This is a genomic window from Bradyrhizobium sp. KBS0727 (assembly GCF_005937885.2).
In the GTDB taxonomy this organism is placed as follows: domain Bacteria; phylum Pseudomonadota; class Alphaproteobacteria; order Rhizobiales; family Xanthobacteraceae; genus Bradyrhizobium.
Genome location: NZ_CP042176.1, coordinates 5574742 through 5589953, shown reverse-complemented (window position 1 = coordinate 5589953; position 15212 = coordinate 5574742). Strand labels below are relative to the sequence as shown.

The 15212-nt window shown below is 64.4% G+C and carries 12 protein-coding genes; 7 read left to right on the top strand and 5 right to left on the bottom strand.

All coding sequences use genetic code 11. The features are described from left to right. Positions 1 to 69 precede the first annotated feature (69 nt). Positions 70 to 603: a transposase gene (locus tag FFI89_RS26235; RefSeq protein ID WP_138830451.1), complete on the top strand. Its 534-nt coding sequence runs from the start codon at positions 70 to 72 to the stop codon at positions 601 to 603. 66 nt (positions 604 to 669) lie between these two features. On the opposite strand, the gene FFI89_RS26230 is transcribed toward FFI89_RS26235, so the two are convergent. From FFI89_RS26230 to FFI89_RS26220, 3 genes are read right to left on the bottom strand one after another with little or no spacing between them, the layout of a single operon-like run. Then, on the bottom strand, positions 670 to 1593 hold the full coding sequence (locus FFI89_RS26230) for a xanthine dehydrogenase family protein subunit M (RefSeq protein WP_138830450.1): 924 nt from the start codon (positions 1591 to 1593) through the stop codon (positions 670 to 672). Next, entirely contained in the window at positions 1590 to 4283 is a 2694-nt protein-coding gene (locus FFI89_RS26225) for a molybdopterin-dependent oxidoreductase (RefSeq protein ID WP_138830449.1), read from the bottom strand. The genes FFI89_RS26230 and FFI89_RS26225 overlap by 4 nt, the downstream gene beginning before the upstream one ends. Next, positions 4280 to 4975, bottom strand: a complete 696-nt coding sequence (locus FFI89_RS26220) for a TetR/AcrR family transcriptional regulator (RefSeq protein ID WP_138830448.1) — start codon at positions 4973 to 4975, stop codon at positions 4280 to 4282. Before FFI89_RS26220 ends, FFI89_RS26225 begins: the two co-directional genes overlap by 4 nt. Positions 4976 to 5228: 253 nt before the next feature. Between FFI89_RS26220 and FFI89_RS26215 the strand changes: the two genes are divergently transcribed. After that, positions 5229 to 6740, top strand: a complete 1512-nt coding sequence (locus FFI89_RS26215) for a sensor domain-containing diguanylate cyclase (protein WP_138830447.1) — start codon at positions 5229 to 5231, stop codon at positions 6738 to 6740. A gap of 25 nt (positions 6741 to 6765) precedes the next feature. On the opposite strand, the gene FFI89_RS26210 is transcribed toward FFI89_RS26215, so the two are convergent. Then, on the bottom strand, positions 6766 to 7407 hold the full coding sequence (locus FFI89_RS26210) for a TetR/AcrR family transcriptional regulator (RefSeq protein WP_138830446.1): 642 nt from the start codon (positions 7405 to 7407) through the stop codon (positions 6766 to 6768). 189 nt (positions 7408 to 7596) lie between these two features. Here FFI89_RS26210 and FFI89_RS26205 point away from each other — a divergent pair, with 189 nt between their 5' ends. The 5 genes from FFI89_RS26205 (at position 7597) to FFI89_RS26185 (ending at position 14222) form a co-directional block, all read left to right on the top strand. Beyond that, positions 7597 to 8910 carry an HlyD family secretion protein gene (locus tag FFI89_RS26205; protein ID WP_138830445.1) on the top strand — a complete coding sequence of 438 codons (1314 nt, stop codon included), beginning with the start codon at positions 7597 to 7599 and terminating at the stop codon, positions 8908 to 8910. A 48-nt stretch (positions 8911 to 8958) separates the two neighbouring features. Continuing rightward, positions 8959 to 10551: a DHA2 family efflux MFS transporter permease subunit gene (locus FFI89_RS26200; protein ID WP_138830444.1), complete on the top strand. Its 1593-nt coding sequence runs from the start codon at positions 8959 to 8961 to the stop codon at positions 10549 to 10551. A 199-nt stretch (positions 10552 to 10750) separates the two neighbouring features. Continuing rightward, positions 10751 to 11563, top strand: coding sequence for an outer membrane protein (locus tag FFI89_RS26195; RefSeq protein WP_138830443.1), 813 nt, complete (start codon positions 10751 to 10753; stop codon positions 11561 to 11563). 393 nt (positions 11564 to 11956) lie between these two features. Further along, complete coding sequence (locus FFI89_RS26190; protein ID WP_371721781.1) at positions 11957 to 13771, top strand: ABC transporter ATP-binding protein; 1815 nt, start codon at positions 11957 to 11959, stop codon at positions 13769 to 13771. A 25-nt stretch (positions 13772 to 13796) separates the two neighbouring features. Further along, the gene (locus tag FFI89_RS26185) at positions 13797 to 14222 is read left to right on the top strand and encodes a hypothetical protein (RefSeq protein ID WP_138830442.1); all 426 of its coding nucleotides are present in this window, start codon (positions 13797 to 13799) and stop codon (positions 14220 to 14222) included. On the opposite strand, the gene FFI89_RS26180 is transcribed toward FFI89_RS26185, so the two are convergent. Then, a complete protein-coding gene (locus tag FFI89_RS26180) occupies positions 14219 to 15154 on the bottom strand; it encodes a DMT family transporter (RefSeq protein WP_138830441.1) in 936 nt (311 codons plus the stop codon). The two genes, FFI89_RS26185 and FFI89_RS26180, sit on opposite strands and share 4 nt — an antisense overlap. Positions 15155 to 15212 lie beyond the last annotated feature (58 nt).

Below are 15212 nucleotides of genomic sequence, written 5' to 3'. Positions count from 1 at the left end.
GGGCGGATTAGCCGAAGGCGTAATCCGCCGTCTCGCCACAAAGCGAACGTCCGTGCTATCCTGTGCCTCATGCCGAACTATCGTCGTGCGTTCATTCCGGGCGGATGTTGGTTCTTTACGGTCAACCTGCTGGACCGGCGGCAAACCCTGCTCGTCGACCATATCGAGATTCTACGCGAGGCCTTGGCTGCGACCCGCCGAAGCCGTCCATTCGCGATCGACGCATTCGTTGTGCTGCCCGATCATCTGCATGCAGTCTGGAGCCTGCCCCCGGGCGATTGCGATTTCTCGACACGCTTGCGCCTAATCAAGAGCCGTTTTGCGAGAGCTATGCCGAAGCGGGAGCAACTCGGCGCTGCTCGCATCGCGCGCAACGAACGAGGTGTCTGGCAGCACCGGTTTTGGGAGCATCTGGTCCGCGACGAGGCGGATTACGCCCGCCATGTCGAATATTGTTACATCAATCCGTTGAAGCATCGTTTCGTCACGCAGGTGCGCGATTGGCCATATTCGTCGTTTCATCGCGACGTGCGTGCGGGAATCTTTCCGACCGATTGGGGCGGCGATACAGAAACAAGCGGTGACTTCGGCGAGCGATCATAGTTGCAGCGTCGGCCAGGAACGGCGGATTACGCCTTCGGCTAATCCGCCCTACATCCCGACGTTCTTCTACTCCGCCAGCCGCTCCAGCAGATCGTGCACCAGGCCTTGCAGCAGATCGAGCTTGTAGCCGGTCATCGGCAGCGGCTTTGCGCCGGCTACAGCAAGCGCGGCGGCGCTGGCGATGTTGGCGGCGCTCGCCGGCTTGCCTTGCAACGCGGCTTCGACGGCGGCAAGGCGCAACGGCACCGGGGCGACGCCACCGGCGGCGAGGCGGATGAACTGGAACGCGCCGTCCCTGACCACGGCGCGGGCGCAGATCTCGACCAGCGGCCATTCCGCATGGGTGCGGCTGATGGCGCGCTTGTACAGCGCGCGCTCGTTCGCCAACGCGGCAGGCAGCTCGACGCCCTTGATCAATTCGCCAGGCATCAGCGCGTTGTCGGCGGTGCCGTCGGAGCCGTCGCCGAACAGTTCGGCGATGGTCAGGCAGCCGCGCTGGTTGGTGAGAACGGTGGCGTCGTAGGCCAAAAGCGCTGCGGCAAGGGTCGAGGGGTGCGGCGCCACGCAGGGGCCGAGATCGAAGGCGACGCCATAGAGATGATTGCCTGAACGCGCCGGGCAATCCGATCCACCCTTTTTCAGGCAGGCGAACTGCGGACTGCGATAGTACCAGCAGCGCGACCGCTGCGCGAGGTTGCCGCCCAGCGTCGCCAGGTGACGGATCTGCGGCGTCGCCAGATCCTGCGCCGATGCTGCGAGGCCGGGATAGGCGGCGGCAATGCGGCTGTCGCTTGCGATGGCGGCGACCGTCGTGAGGGCGCCGATCCGCAACGTGCCGTCCGCCCCCCACAGCATGCTCGTCATGTCGGGTTGGGCTGCAATATCGATCAGCGGTCCGGTCGAAACCCCGCTGCGGCGTCGCTCGGAAAGATCGGTGCCGGCGGCGCGGAATTCCGGAGCTTGCGCGGCGGTCATGTTTGCTTGTGTCATGCGGCGGCCCTCCCTTTGAGTGCGGCTATCAGCCGGTCAGGCCGGATCGGCAACTCGGTCAGCCGGAGGCCGGTCGCGTTGCAGATGGCGTTGGCGATCGCGGGCGAAGTCGGCACGGTGGAGACCTCGCCGATGCCGACGCTGCCGCCGAGCACGTGGCCGAAGCCGCCTTCGTCGAAATGCACGTCGATCGCGGGAGTGTCGGAGATTCCGGGAATGCGATAATCCTCCATCCCGCCAGAGAGGATGTCGCCGGTGACGGAATCGATTTCGCGCGCTTCGTAGAGGGCGTAGCCGATGCCCTGGATCACCGAGCCTGCCGCCTGGCTGTGGGCCAGCGCGGGCGCCGCGATCTTGCCGACGGCAATGCCGGTGTGCACGCTGACGACACGGACATGCCCGAGCCAGGTGTCGACCTCGACCTCGATCACCTGCACCGAGCTCGGCACGCCGGCCCCGATCGCGAGATTGGAAAAGCGGCGCATCATCCAGCCGAAGATCCAGCCCAGCAGGCCGACCTGCTTCAGCGGCGACTGGATTCCGGGCGCCGTCGGTTTGCTGTCCTCGGGACGTTCGCTTGCGGCCGCAAGATCGGGCGACGCCGCCAGCAACTCGCGCCACGGCGCATTCGAGCCGGGCACCGGTTTTCGTTTCGCGTTCGCTTCGATCGCGGCTTTCAGTTTCGTGATCGCGAGCAGCGTCGGCGGCACCACCGATGCGGTGACGCGGCTGCCGCCCGACCCCGGCCCTTCCGGCAACCTGGAATCGCCGATCCTGACCTCGACTTCGTGCGGCTCCAATCCGAACTCGCGCGCGACCGTGTTGGCGATCACGCTGCGGGTGCCGGTGCCGATATCCTGCGTCGCGGTGCTGGCGATAAGACGCCCGCCCTTGACGGCGACTTCGACTTTGGAGCCGGGCTGCCACAGATAGAGCCAGTAGCCGGTGGCGACGCCGACGCCGCGGCGATAGCGGCCGCTCTGTGCGGACGCTGGTTTCCGGTTGCGCCAGACCTCGAGGTCTGAAGCCCAATCGTACAGACGCTGGCGGTTGGGATCGGGATCCCAGCGCTTGCGTAAGCTGATCGGATCGGCGTTCATCCGCAGCGCCGCCTCGTCGATCGCCTGTTCCAGCGCGAATGCCATCGGCGGTCCGCCCGGACCGCGGAACGCGGCGCCGGGCGGCAGGTTGCTGATGACGTCGTAATCGGCCAGCGCCTTGGCTTCCGCCGGATAGATCAGGCGGGCCAGGGCGGCGATGGTCGAATTGGTCGCGGCGCCGGTGTCGGCATGGGCGGTGAGCGACAAAGCCTTCAAGTCGCCCTGCGCGGACGGCAGCAGCGCAATCTTCACTTCCGCGGCCGGGCGATAGCCGGTCACCGACAATTCTTCATGCCGGTCATAGGCAATGCGGACCGGCGCCTTGGCGGCGCGCGCAAGCTCGATCGCGGCAATGGTCTCCATGCCGAGGCTCGCCTTCGAACCGAAGCCGCCGCCGACATGGTCGGCTATGACGCGGACCTTGTCGTGGTCGAGCTTGAAGCGCTTGGCGATCAGCTCCATCAGATGGAACACCGCCTGGGTCGAGACATGCACGGTCAGTTGATCGCCGTTGAAACGGGCCACCGCGGCGTGCGGCTCCAGGCAGGCATGCGATTGCGTGCCGGTACGGAAGGTGCCCTCGACCAGCAGCGGATTTTTCGCTTCGAGCGCATCCGCCACCCAGCTCTGCACCTGCTTCGGCTTCTTGGAAAACGCCGCCGACGGTCCGCGGATATTTCCCTTCCACGGCGCCGGCGAACCGCCGCCTTCGGAAACGTTGCCGGCCTTCTTGCGATCGGGCTTTTCGAACACGACCGGCGCGCCGGGCTTGCGCGCGTTCTCCAGTCCGACCGCCGCGGGCAGCTTTTCACTGCTGATCCTGATGGCGGCCATCGCGGCAACGACGGTCCTGCGATCCTTGGCGGCGACGGCGGCAATGGGGGCGCCGACATAGCGGACGACGCGGTCGTCGTCGAGCAGTGAAATCACCGCGCCGACGCCCGGAATGGCGCGCGCCGGCGCGAGGTCGAGTTCGCCGATCCGTCCATGCGCGAGCTGCGAGCGCAGGATCATGCCCTCGAGTTGGCCGTCATGATGGATGTCGACGGTGTATTTCGCCGCTCCCGTCACCTTGTCGCGCGCCTCCATGCGCGGCGGCGAGGCGACGGCGTCGTTGTCGAAGCGGCCGGTGCAGGCGTCCGCCACGGCGCGGAAGATGCCGTCATAGGCGCCGCAACGGCACAGATGCCCCGACAATGCTGCACCGATTTCCTCGCGCGACGGCGTCGCCGTTCCCTTCGCCGCCCGCCAGCGGTCGTGAAACGCCGCGGCCTCGACGATGAAACCGGGCGTGCAGAACCCGCATTGCAAAGCATCGTGCGCCATGAACGCCTTCTGCACCGGATGCAGTTTTGCCGCGCCGATGCCTTCGACCGTCGTGATCGCCTTGCCGGCAGCGGCGCGCGCCGGCATCAGGCAGCTCACGACAGGCGCGCCGTCGACCAGCACGGTGCAGGCGCCGCAGACGCCGGCGCCGCACACTAGCTTGGTGCCGGTCAGGTCGAGCGCGTCGCGCACGACCTCGATCAGCAGCGCGTCGGGATCGTCGGGGAGCGGCGCGAGTTGGCCGTTGATCGTCATCGTGCTCATTTGCGATCTCCCTGGTGTTTGCCGGTGGATTTCTTCACGGATTTCTTCACGGATTTAACTCCAGATTTCCTGGCCGGCTTCGCTTTTGCGGCGCGCGGCTTCGCCGGGCTTGCCGCACCGGCGACGAATGTCCGCAGCATGACTTCCAGATCCCTGAGGAAGGCGGCCGCCGGCTGCATTGCGGGGTAGGCGGATTTGGTGCCGTTGATCGTCATCTCGACGCAGCGCGCCAGATCGCGCGGTGTCATCCCGGCGTTGAGGGTGAGGCCCTGTTTGCGGCAGATGCGCGCAATCGCCGTCGCCAACTGCTCGCCATGCGCGGCGACGTATTTCTGGTAGAGGTCGCGGGCCTGCGCGAGGTGTTCGGAAAACAGCTCCTCGACATGGGGCGAACCGTCAAGGGATTCGGCCAACTGCCCGAGCTTGGCGGTGACCGCGGCGACGATGACATCGGCGAGGCCGCCGCCGGCTTTCTCCGTTGCCGTGATCGCCGCCGTCTCGGCGGCGAATGCGTCTTCATACAGCCGCTCGATCACGGCGCGGAACAGCGCTTCCTTGGACTTGAAGTGATGGTAGAGCGCCTGCCGCGTCAGGCCCGCGGCTTCGGCCGCCTGCTCGATCGACGAACGGCGGAAACCCTGGCGGCGGAACACCGTCATCGCGGCGTCGAGGATGCGGGTGCGGGGGCTCATTTGACGAGTTTGACAAAATCGAATGAAATGTCAAATGACGCTCCCGTGACACCGGCGGCGCGGACGCCGTGCGCCATTTTCGGCGCTTAAGCGCCCGGTTGCGCAGCGCAGCCGCGGTGGCGCGACGTGCGTCCGCGAGGGTTACCGAATTCTGAACGCGCGGCCGTCAATTGCGCGCAAATCGCGCCAGCTTCCTCAACGCGATACCGCTAGGAAAGGAGCAGGCGCGGGGCGCCGGGTGTTGGGAATATCGATGACTACGCGCTTCGCAAGGCAAAAGACCGCGCCGACCAAGTGGCTGTTGATGCTGGGGCTCGCCGTGACGCTGAGCTTCTCTGCGATTTGCGGCTGGATTCTCTGGCAGGCCGGCGACAGGGACTACCTGCACAGCCGGGATGCCGCCGCCAATCTGGTTTCCAGCCTCGCCAGCGAAATCGACCGAAACATCGAGCTCTACGATCTGTCGCTGCAGGCGGTCGTCGATGGCTTGAAGCTGCCCGAGATCGACAAGATTAGTCCGGAACTGCGGCAGGTCGTACTGTTCGACCGTGCGGCTACCGCCAAGGATATGGGGTCGATTCTGGTGACGGATCGTCTCGGCAAGGTCGTGCTCGACTCGCGATCGCTGGTGCCTGCCGAGGCGAGTTATTCCGGCCTGGATTTTTTTCAGATTCACGTCAGGCAAGCGGACGCTGGCCTGTATATCAGCCGTCCCTGGGTGGCGGCTGATGGACAGTACCTGATCGGACTCAGCCGGCGGATCACCAACCCGGACGGATCGTTTGGCGGGATCGTCGCCGGCAGCATGCGCCTGAGCTACTTCCACAGCCTGTTCAGCAAGCTGAAGTTCGGTCACGGGGATTCGATGAACCTGATCGCTGCGGACGGCACCATTCTGATGCGGGCGCCGTTCGACATCGACACGATCGGGCAGAGTCTGCGCAAATCCCGAGTATTCCAGCAATTCCCTCAGGTGCAGAACGGCTGGTACGAAACGGCTTCGATCCTCGACGGCGTTCGGCGCCTGTTCGTCTTTCAGCAAGTCGGTCATCATCCGCTGCTGATCGTCCAGGGTGTTTCGCTCGAAACCATTTATGCCGACTGGTGGCGGGAAGTCTGGCTGATCGGCTCGATCATGCTGGCACTTTGCGCAATCACGATGGCGCTGACCGTGTTTCTGGCGTTGGCGCTGAAACGACGAACCGCCGCCGAAAACCAGCTCGCGCTGCTCGCGAGCACCGACGGCCTGACCGGGCTTTACAACCGGCGGAAATTCGATGAGGTGCTGTCCAGCGAATGGCGCCGTTCGCAGCGGTCGGCAGATCCGCTCGCGCTGCTGATGATCGATGCGGACAGCTTCAAGGCCTACAACGACGCACACGGGCATCAGGCCGGTGATGCGGCGCTTACCTCCATCGCAGCCTGCATCGCCAACGGGACAAGACGCGTATCCGACCTCAGCGCGCGCTATGGCGGCGAGGAGTTCGCGGTGCTGTTGCCGGGCGAATCGGTCGAGGGGGCCTGCCGCGTTGCCGAGGAGATCCGCGCCAGCGTGCTGTCGTTGCGCAGCCAGCAGCAAGGGCGTCCCGATATTTGCCCGACGATCAGCATCGGCGTCGCCGCCATGGTTCCGCAGGTCGGGCTGGTGCCAGGCGACCTGGTCAAATCGGCCGATCTGGCGCTCTATGAAGCGAAGCATGCGGGACGCAACCGCGCCGTCGCGGCGCCAACCCCGCTGTCCCTGCATCGGCATCGGGCGGCCTGATCAGCCTGAAACAACGCACTCGCCGTTACGCTGGCTTCGCCCGATACATTGCCAGGAACATCTTGGTCGCGCTCTCGACCACTTCGGCGATGCGTTCCGCCGAAGGGGCGGGGGCGGCCTGAAAAATGAACGGCAGAAACAGCGAAGCCTGGCACATCATCGTGAATTGCGATGCTGCGAGGTGGCAGTCGTCGATCGCGAGATCGTTCGGTCCGACATGCGTCCTGAGGTAATCGGCAAGGCGGTTGTTGGTCTTCTCCAGCACGTTCTCGTAGAACCGCCGGCCGACCTCTGGCATCCGCTCGGCAATCGCCATCACGGTTCGGATTGAAGAGCCACCGCCGGGCCGGCATTGCGATTGGATAAAGGTCTGCCCGAACGCGCGAAGCGTGGTGACGACATCGCGCCCGGGATCGAAATTGAACGAGAGCTGGCCGCGTTCGAGCGCCTCTTCCTCGACGATCGCCTCGAACAACCGGTTCTTGTCGGCGAAATAGACATACAGCGTGCCCTTGGAGACGGCGGCCGAGCGCGCGATTTCGTTCATGCTGGCGCCGTCAAAGCCGAGATCCATGAAAACCTTGCGGGCGCCGTCCAGAATCTGCCGGCGCTTCGAAGAATCTTCTTCGGCGGCGAGATGAATCGTGTTTGGAGTGGCTGCAACCATTGGTTTATCTTCTCGCGAAAGATTTCAACCCGGGATACCGGCCGGAAGGGTTTTTCGCTCTATGGTCCGATGGGTGAGAATGTATCTTGACCGAACCGTTCGGTCAATGATACTTTTGAGGGTGACGATGCCTAGGCGGCCGGTTTTTGGCCGCACTTGCATCGCGAAATCGGAATGGGGAGGCCGGTAATGGCCGCAACGAGAGACCAGGCAGCCCGCGTTGTTCGCACCGAGCCGGAAACGGCAGAGGGCGAAGTTTCGCGAGACGCCACCGCCCAGCTGGCGGATCAGTTGCGGACCCACGTGACGGAAGAAACCAGGCGCCGCCCCGCGGAGACGCCGGCCGGTCCGGCCACCGAGAATCCGGCCGCGCCGCCGGCCAAGATCACTGACAAGCCTGCCGTCGGCGCCAAGCCGGGCAAGCGCAAATTCATCATGATGGGCGTGTTCGGATTGCTGGCGCTCGCGGCCGTCGGCTACGGCGTCTATTTCCTGCTCGTCGGCCGCTTCTATGTCTCGACCGACGACGCCTATGTCCGCGCCAACAACACCACGCTCGGCGCGCGGGTGGCGGGCCATGTCGCCGCGATTCTGCCTGCCGACAATTCGATCGTTCATACCGGCGACGTCATCTTCAAGATCGACGACGGCGATTACAGGATCGCGGTGGATGCCGCGCGCACCAGGATTGCGACCCAGCAGGCCACCATCGACCGGATCGGCCGCCAGGTGACCGCGCTGGTCAGCGCGGTCGAGCAGGCCAGCGCCCAGCTTGCTTCCTCGGAAGCGGCGCTGAAGCGCGCGGGTCTCGACTATGATCGTCAGCAGGCGTTGACCACCAAGGGATTTGCCTCGCGCGCGACCTTCGAGCAATCCGAGGCCGGCCGCGACCAGGGCGTGGCGGCCGTGAAGGCGGCGCAGGCGGCCTATGACGCGGCGCGCGACAATGTCGAAGTCACCAGGGCGCAGCAGGCGGAAGCCCAGGCCCAGTTTGCCGAATTGCAGACGTCGCTTGCGAAGGCCGAGCGCGATCTCGCCTTTACCTCGGTGCGCGCTCCGGTCGATGGCACCTTCTCCAACCGGCTCGTCAACACCGGCGATTACATCCAGGCCGGCCAGCGGCTCGCCAACGTGGTGCCGCTCAACGACGTCTTCATCGACGCCAACTACAAGGAAACCCAGCTCAAGCGCATCCGCCCCGGCCAGCCGGTGACGATCAAGGTCGATGCCTATGGCCTGCGCAAGTTCGCGGGTATCGTCGACAGCATTTCGCCGGCCGCGGGTTCGGTGTTCACGCTGCTGCCGCCCGACAACGCCACCGGCAATTTCACCAAGATCGTGCAGCGGCTGCCGGTCCGCATCCGCGTGCCGAAGGACGTGGCGAAGCAGAACCTGTTGCGCGCGGGGATGTCGGTCTACACGACCGTCGATACCCGCGAAGGCGCCGCCGATGCGGACAGCGACGCCGACCTCGATTCGACGACGGCGATTCATCCGCAGTAATTTCCTTGAAGCGCCGGGCGCGAGCCCGGTGCAGGTTCCGGGCAGATCATGGCTGACGCCACCACCGCTCCCCCCGGCATGATGAAATCAGCGGCGCAGACGTCCGAGCGGATTCCGCCGCGACGGCTGTTTGCGTTTCTCATCATGGTGTTCGGGATGTTCATGTCGATCCTGGACATCCAGGTCGTCTCGGCGTCGCTGTCTGAAATCCAGGCCGGCCTTTCGGCATCCTCCAGCGAAGTGTCGTGGGTTCAGACCTCGTATCTGATCGCCGAGGTAATCGCGATCCCGCTCTCCGGATTCCTGTCGCGCGCGTTCGGCACCCGGTTGCTGTTTGCGATTTCCGCTTCCGGCTTCACGATCGCGAGTTTCTTCTGTGGCTTCGCTTCGACCATCGAGCAGATGATCCTGTGGCGCGCGATCCAGGGATTCCTCGGGGCGGGCATGATCCCGACCGTGTTCGCCTCCGCCTACACGGTGTTTCCGCGCGAGAAATTCTACATCGTCGGCCCGATCATCGGCCTGGTCGCGACGTTGGCGCCGACCATCGGTCCGACGGTCGGTGGTTACATCACCGACATGATGTCGTGGCACTGGCTGTTCTTCATCAACATCGTCCCCGGCATCGGCATCACCATCGGCGTGCTGGCACTGGTGGATTTCGACGAGCCGAACTTCGCGCTGCTCGAGCATTTCGACTGGTGGGGCTTGTTGTTCATGGCGGGCTTTCTCGGCTCGCTCGAATATGTGCTGGAAGAGGGCCCGCAATATGAGTGGCTGCAGGACACGTCGGTGGCAACCTGTGCTGCGGTCTGCGCTATCTCGGCCATCGCCTTCTTCTGGCGCGTGCTGACCGCGAAAGAGCCGATCGTCGATATCAGAACCTTCAATGACCGCAATTTCGGCATCGGCTGCCTGATCTCGTTTTGCATCGGCATCGGACTCTACGGCCTGACCTACATGTATCCGCGCTATCTCGCCGAAGTGCGCGGCTACAGCGCGCTGATGATCGGCGAGACCATGTTCGTCTCCGGCATCACCATGTTCTTCACCGCGCCGATCGTGGGGCGGCTGATGCTGAAGGTCGACCTGCGCTACATCATCGCCGCCGGGCTGTGCATCTTCGCGCTGGGCTCCTATCAGATGACCTGGATCACCCGCGACTATGATTTCTACGAATTGCTGGTGCCGCAGATCCTGCGCGGCATCGGCATGATGTTCGCGATGGTGCCGACCAATACCATCGCGCTCGGGACGCTGGCGCCGGAGCGGGTGAAGAATGCCTCGGGCCTGTTCAACCTGACGCGCAACCTCGGCGGCGCGGTGGGGCTGGCGGTCATCAACCAGGTACTGAACGAACGCACCGATCTGCATATCGTGCGGCTGCAGGAGCGGGTGAACTGGGGCAACGCCACCGCGACCGAAACCCTCAACATGTTTACCCAGCGCCTGCAGGGCATGGGCGATGCCGCGCTGATGGCGATGAAGCAACTGTCGCAGATCGTGCACCGGCAGGCAGTGGTGATGGGCTATGGCGATGCCTTCTTCATGCTGACTATTTTCTATTTCAGCCTCAGCCTCCTGGTCATGCTGCTGGATAAACCCGCGGCTTCGGCGGCGGGCGGTGAGGTCGCGCACTAGACCGTTTTCCGGCGAAGCATGCCCTCGGACTTGATCCGTGGGTGGAATCAGGTTCGCGTCAAGAAAACGCGTCAAATCAAAGGTCGCCGCCGGTTATCGCAATCGTTTGCGGATGTTGCCGGTGAGATACAGCCTCTGGTCGTGCCATCGCATAGATTGTTCCGTGACTCAGCGCGATCCGGCGCCATGGAGCATTGCGATGAACAAGCTCGTTGTTGCGGCTTTTGCTCTGGCCGTCAGCGCCGTGAGCGCTTCTGCCGCCGATCTCGCCGCGCGTCCCACTACCAAGGCGCCACCGCCCGTGGTCGTTGCCGCCTACGACTGGAGCGGCTTCTATATCGGCGGCAACGGCGGCGGTGCGTGGAGCCGCAAATGCTGGGATATCAATCCTTTTACGATCACGACTTTCGTCGCTCCGACCCTCAACGTTGCCGGCTCCGAAGGCTGCCACACCGCCAGTGGTGGAACGGCCGGCGGCCAGATCGGCTATCGCTGGCAGAGCGCTTCCTGGGTGTTCGGCGTGGAGGCCCAGGGCAACTGGGCCGACCTCAGCGGTTCGAACCCATCCCAGAATGCATTGTTGTTTGCAGGTATTGCGAACCGCACCAGGATCGACGCGATCGGCTTGTTCACCGGGCAGGTTGGATATTCCTGGAACAATGTCCTGCTTTACGTGAAGGGCGGCGCCGCCGTCGCCCGCGACAAATACGACAGCTTTCTGACCACGGCCTTCGGCGGACAGCTTGCCGGCTTTGTCACGGACCGCGGCAGTGAAACGCGCTGGGGCGGCGTGGTCGGGGTCGGCGGCGAATATGCGTTCACGCCTAACTGGTCGCTCGCGCTCGAATACGATCATTTGTTCATGGGGTCGCGCGATGTCGCGATGGTCTACGATCCTGCGCTGTTTGTTCCAGCGTTGCTGAACCACAGCGAACGGATTCGTCAGGACATCGACATGGTCACGCTGCGCCTCAACTACCGCTTCGGCGGCCCGGTCGTCGCCAAGTACTAACGAGACCAGGTACTGACTGAAGTCACCTGCCGGCGTTGGTTGAAGTTCGCGTGAACGGATGCACGCTCACGCGCTTGTCATGTTGCAAATTGTGCGTGATGCATTTATAAGCAGCGCATTATCACTCGAACCGGGGAGGATTTGCATGATTTCGTCTTATTCGCAGACCGCCCGTCCGCGTTCAGTATTTATGCCGGACGCCTGTCTCGCCCTTTGAGGGCGCACTCCGCCAGCATCGATCGGACCACCTGATTTCCTGATCTCGGGGTTGCCGATCTCCAAAGTCTCCCAACGGGTTACCTGTTAATTTATCGACGCTTTCGCATCAGTTTGATGCTGTCACGCGTCGTCCAGATGGAGTCGGCATGCGCGTGGGCGCAGCCGGATGACGCCATGACCACTCAAATGACCAGTCAACTCAACAAACGTCCCGCGGCGATGCGCGTGGTGATCCCGTTCGTGTTCCGTCACTGGCTCGAACAGCCCGGCCGCGCGGCCCTCGTCGCCGGCGGCTTCCTTGGCGCGACCGCGGCGGACCTGTTCATGCCGGTCTTCTCCGGTTGGCTGGTCGACGCGCTCACCTTAGGCGCTTCGGATCCGGCGGCACGGCATGCCGCGTTCACAGCCTTTGGCGGGATCGTGGCGCTGGGCCTGTTGTCGATGATCCTGCGCCTGAGCGGTTTGCAGGCGATCGTGCCGTTCACGCTGAAGCTGATGTCCGACGTGTCGCGCGATGCCTTCGCGCGCGTGCAGCGCTTTTCGACCGACTGGCACGCCAACAGCTTTGCCGGATCGACCGTGCGCAAGATCACGCGCGGCATGTGGGCGCTCGACCTGCTCAATGACACCATCCTGATGGCGCTGGCGCCGTCGCTGCTGGTGTTGCTGGGCTCGATGATCCTGCTCGGGCTGCACTGGCCTGTGCTCGGCGCAGTGATCGCGGCGGGAACGCTGGTCTATGTGTCGATGACGATTGCGTTTTCGATGAACTACATCGCGCCGGCGGCTCGGGTTTCCAATGCCTGGGACACCAAGGTCGGCGGCACGCTGGCCGATGCCTTGACCTGTAACGCGGTGGTGAAATCCTTTGGCGCCGAAGCGCGCGAGGACGCGCGGCTGGAGGGCGTCATCAGCCGATGGCGCACCCGCGTGCGGCGGACCTGGCTGCGTTACAATTACACCTCGACGGCGCAGCTCGGGGTGCTGCTGTGCTTTCGCGCCTCCGTGATCGGCGGCGCGATCCTGCTCTGGATTGCCGGGCGCGCTTCGCCGGGCGACGTCACCTATGTGCTGACCAGCTACTACATCATCCACGCCTATCTGCGGGACGTCGGCATGCACATCAACAACCTGCAGCGTTCGGTCAATGACATGGAGGAACTGGTTGCTATCCATGGCGAGCCGGTCGGCATTGCCGACGCGCCCGCTGCAACGCCGATCGACATCCAGGGCGGCCGCATCGTGTTCGATGCCGTGACGTTCCATTACGGCGGGCATCGCTCGCCGTTGTATGACGGCCTGTCGGTCGATATCCGCGCCGGCGAACGGGTCGGCCTGGTCGGCCGTTCCGGTTCCGGCAAAACCACTTTCGTCAAGCTGGTGCAGCGGCTCTACGATATCGGCGGCGGCAAGATCCTGATCGACGGCCAGGATATCGCGCAGGCGACGCAGCATTCGCTGCGCAGCCAGATCGCGATCGTGCAGCAGGAGCCGATCCTGTTTCACCGGACGCTGGCCGATAACATCGCCTATGGCAGGCCGGGCGCCTCCATGGCGGCGATCGAGCAGGCCGCGCGGTTGGCGAACGCGCATGAGTTCATCCTGCGGCTGCCGAAGGGCTATGGCACGCTGGTCGGCGAACGCGGCGTCAAGCTGTCGGGCGGCGAGCGGCAGCGCGTCGCACTGGCGCGGGCGTTTCTGGCCGATGCGCCGGTGCTGATCCTGGACGAGGCGACGTCGAGCCTGGATTCGGAATCGGAGGGGCTGATCCAGCAGGCGATGGACCGGTTGATGAAGGGCCGTACCTCGATCGTGATTGCGCACCGGCTGTCGACGGTGCGCAGCCTCGACCGGATTCTGGTGTTCGATCGCGGCGAGATCGTCGAGCACGGCACCCACGCCGTGCTGAAGGCGCGCCCCGGCGGAATCTATCGCGGGCTGTTCGAGCGGCAGGCGACCGAGTTCGGCCGCATCTCGGCCGCGGAATAGCTGCGCATTCTTGCTAACGGGATCGATGCCGGAATATATTTCCGGCATCGAAGGGGCTTACGCGATGCGCTGGTTCCATAAAGATCGGCCACCGGACGTCTGGGAATTTGCCGCCGATCAGCCGCTTGGCGACATCGGCGCGGCGCAGAAGATCCGCGAGATCTGCGCTTCCGCCCGGGCCATTGCCGAAACAATGGCGACCGGCAACGGTCGCAAGGACGAAAAGCAGAAGGCAGTCGAAGGCGAGCGTTACCAGGCGGCCGTCAGGCGCGCCCTCGAAATTGCCAAGCAGATTTCCGACGACCAGATGCGCGACGTCTCGGTCAGCCAGATCATCGGCCTGTCGGTCAAGGCGGGGCACATGAAGACCGCGCGGGTGCTGCTTCGCGCCATACGGTCGGAAAAAACCCGGCGGGAGCTTGTCGCTGAAAATCCGGACCTGATCGATTAGGAGGCCGCGAGCTGAGGCGGCTCCCGGTCCCGTTTCGGTGCCGCGGGCGCTGCCCGGCCACGGGTGCGCGTCGATATCGCCACCGTTGCGACCACGGCTGACGCGAACAGCAGGATCTGCAGCGTGATGGTCTCGCCGTTGAAGTATGACGCCAGCGCGAAGGTGACGAAGGGTTGCAGCAACTGGATCTGCGACACCCGTGCGATGCCGCCCATCGCCATGCCGGCGTTCCAGGCGAAGAACCCGATCCATTGCGAGAACAGCGCGACATAGAGCAGCGCCAGCCATGGTTTCAGCGCGATGTGGGTGATGTCGGCGGGCATCGTCAGCGCCGCGGCCGGGATCGAAACCGGCAGCGCGATCACCAGCACCCAGCTGATGACTTCCCAGCCCGGCATCTGCAAGGTCAGCCGCCCGGAAAAGGCGTAGCCGACCGCGGAGACGGCGACGGCCGCGAACAACAGCAGATCGCCGGATGACAGCGTGCCACCGCCTTGCCGCAGCGCGAACGCGATCACCAGCGCCGCGCCGGCGACGGATGCGATCCAGAACAACGGCCGCGGCCGCTCATGGGTGATGGCGACGGCGACCAGGGCAGTGGCGATCGGCATGATTCCAAACACCAGGCCGCCATGCGAGGCGTCGACGGTTTGAACCGCGAGCGCCATCAGGAACGGAAACAGCACGGCGACGCACAGCATGGTGATCACGAGTTGCGGCCATAGCGCGCGGGGCGGCAGCGGGCGCCGCAGCACGACCAGCAGCGCCAGCGCGCAGAGGCCGGCGATCACGGTGCGCAACGAGGTCAGCGCCATCGGGTCAATGGCCGACACGGCGATGCGCGTCGCCGGCAATGTGCCGCCGAAGGTCGCCATGCCGACAAAACCCAGCAGCAGTCCGAGACGTTCGCGTGAAGATGGAGGGGCGTTCATGGCGCGATGGGTTAGCTGCTTTGCAGCTTAGCGTACAGCAATCTACTCGGTGCACATG

What these genes read in the sequence shown, in the direction of transcription:
- FFI89_RS26235 (WP_138830451.1), top strand. Translation starts at nt 70, where the DNA reads ATGCCGAACTATCGTCGTGCGTTCATTCCGGGCGGATGTTGGTTCTTT.
- FFI89_RS26230 (WP_138830450.1), bottom strand. Translation starts at nt 1,593, where the DNA reads ATGACACAAGCAAACATGACCGCCGCGCAAGCTCCGGAATTCCGCGCC.
- FFI89_RS26225 (WP_138830449.1), bottom strand. Translation starts at nt 4,283, where the DNA reads ATGAGCACGATGACGATCAACGGCCAACTCGCGCCGCTCCCCGACGAT.
- FFI89_RS26220 (WP_138830448.1), bottom strand. Translation starts at nt 4,975, where the DNA reads ATGAGCCCCCGCACCCGCATCCTCGACGCCGCGATGACGGTGTTCCGC.
- FFI89_RS26215 (WP_138830447.1), top strand. Translation starts at nt 5,229, where the DNA reads ATGACTACGCGCTTCGCAAGGCAAAAGACCGCGCCGACCAAGTGGCTG.
- FFI89_RS26210 (WP_138830446.1), bottom strand. Translation starts at nt 7,407, where the DNA reads ATGGTTGCAGCCACTCCAAACACGATTCATCTCGCCGCCGAAGAAGAT.
- FFI89_RS26205 (WP_138830445.1), top strand. Translation starts at nt 7,597, where the DNA reads ATGGCCGCAACGAGAGACCAGGCAGCCCGCGTTGTTCGCACCGAGCCG.
- FFI89_RS26200 (WP_138830444.1), top strand. Translation starts at nt 8,959, where the DNA reads ATGGCTGACGCCACCACCGCTCCCCCCGGCATGATGAAATCAGCGGCG.
- FFI89_RS26195 (WP_138830443.1), top strand. Translation starts at nt 10,751, where the DNA reads ATGAACAAGCTCGTTGTTGCGGCTTTTGCTCTGGCCGTCAGCGCCGTG.
- FFI89_RS26190 (WP_371721781.1), top strand. Translation starts at nt 11,957, where the DNA reads ATGACCACTCAAATGACCAGTCAACTCAACAAACGTCCCGCGGCGATG.
- FFI89_RS26185 (WP_138830442.1), top strand. Translation starts at nt 13,797, where the DNA reads ATGCCGGAATATATTTCCGGCATCGAAGGGGCTTACGCGATGCGCTGG.
- FFI89_RS26180 (WP_138830441.1), bottom strand. Translation starts at nt 15,154, where the DNA reads ATGAACGCCCCTCCATCTTCACGCGAACGTCTCGGACTGCTGCTGGGT.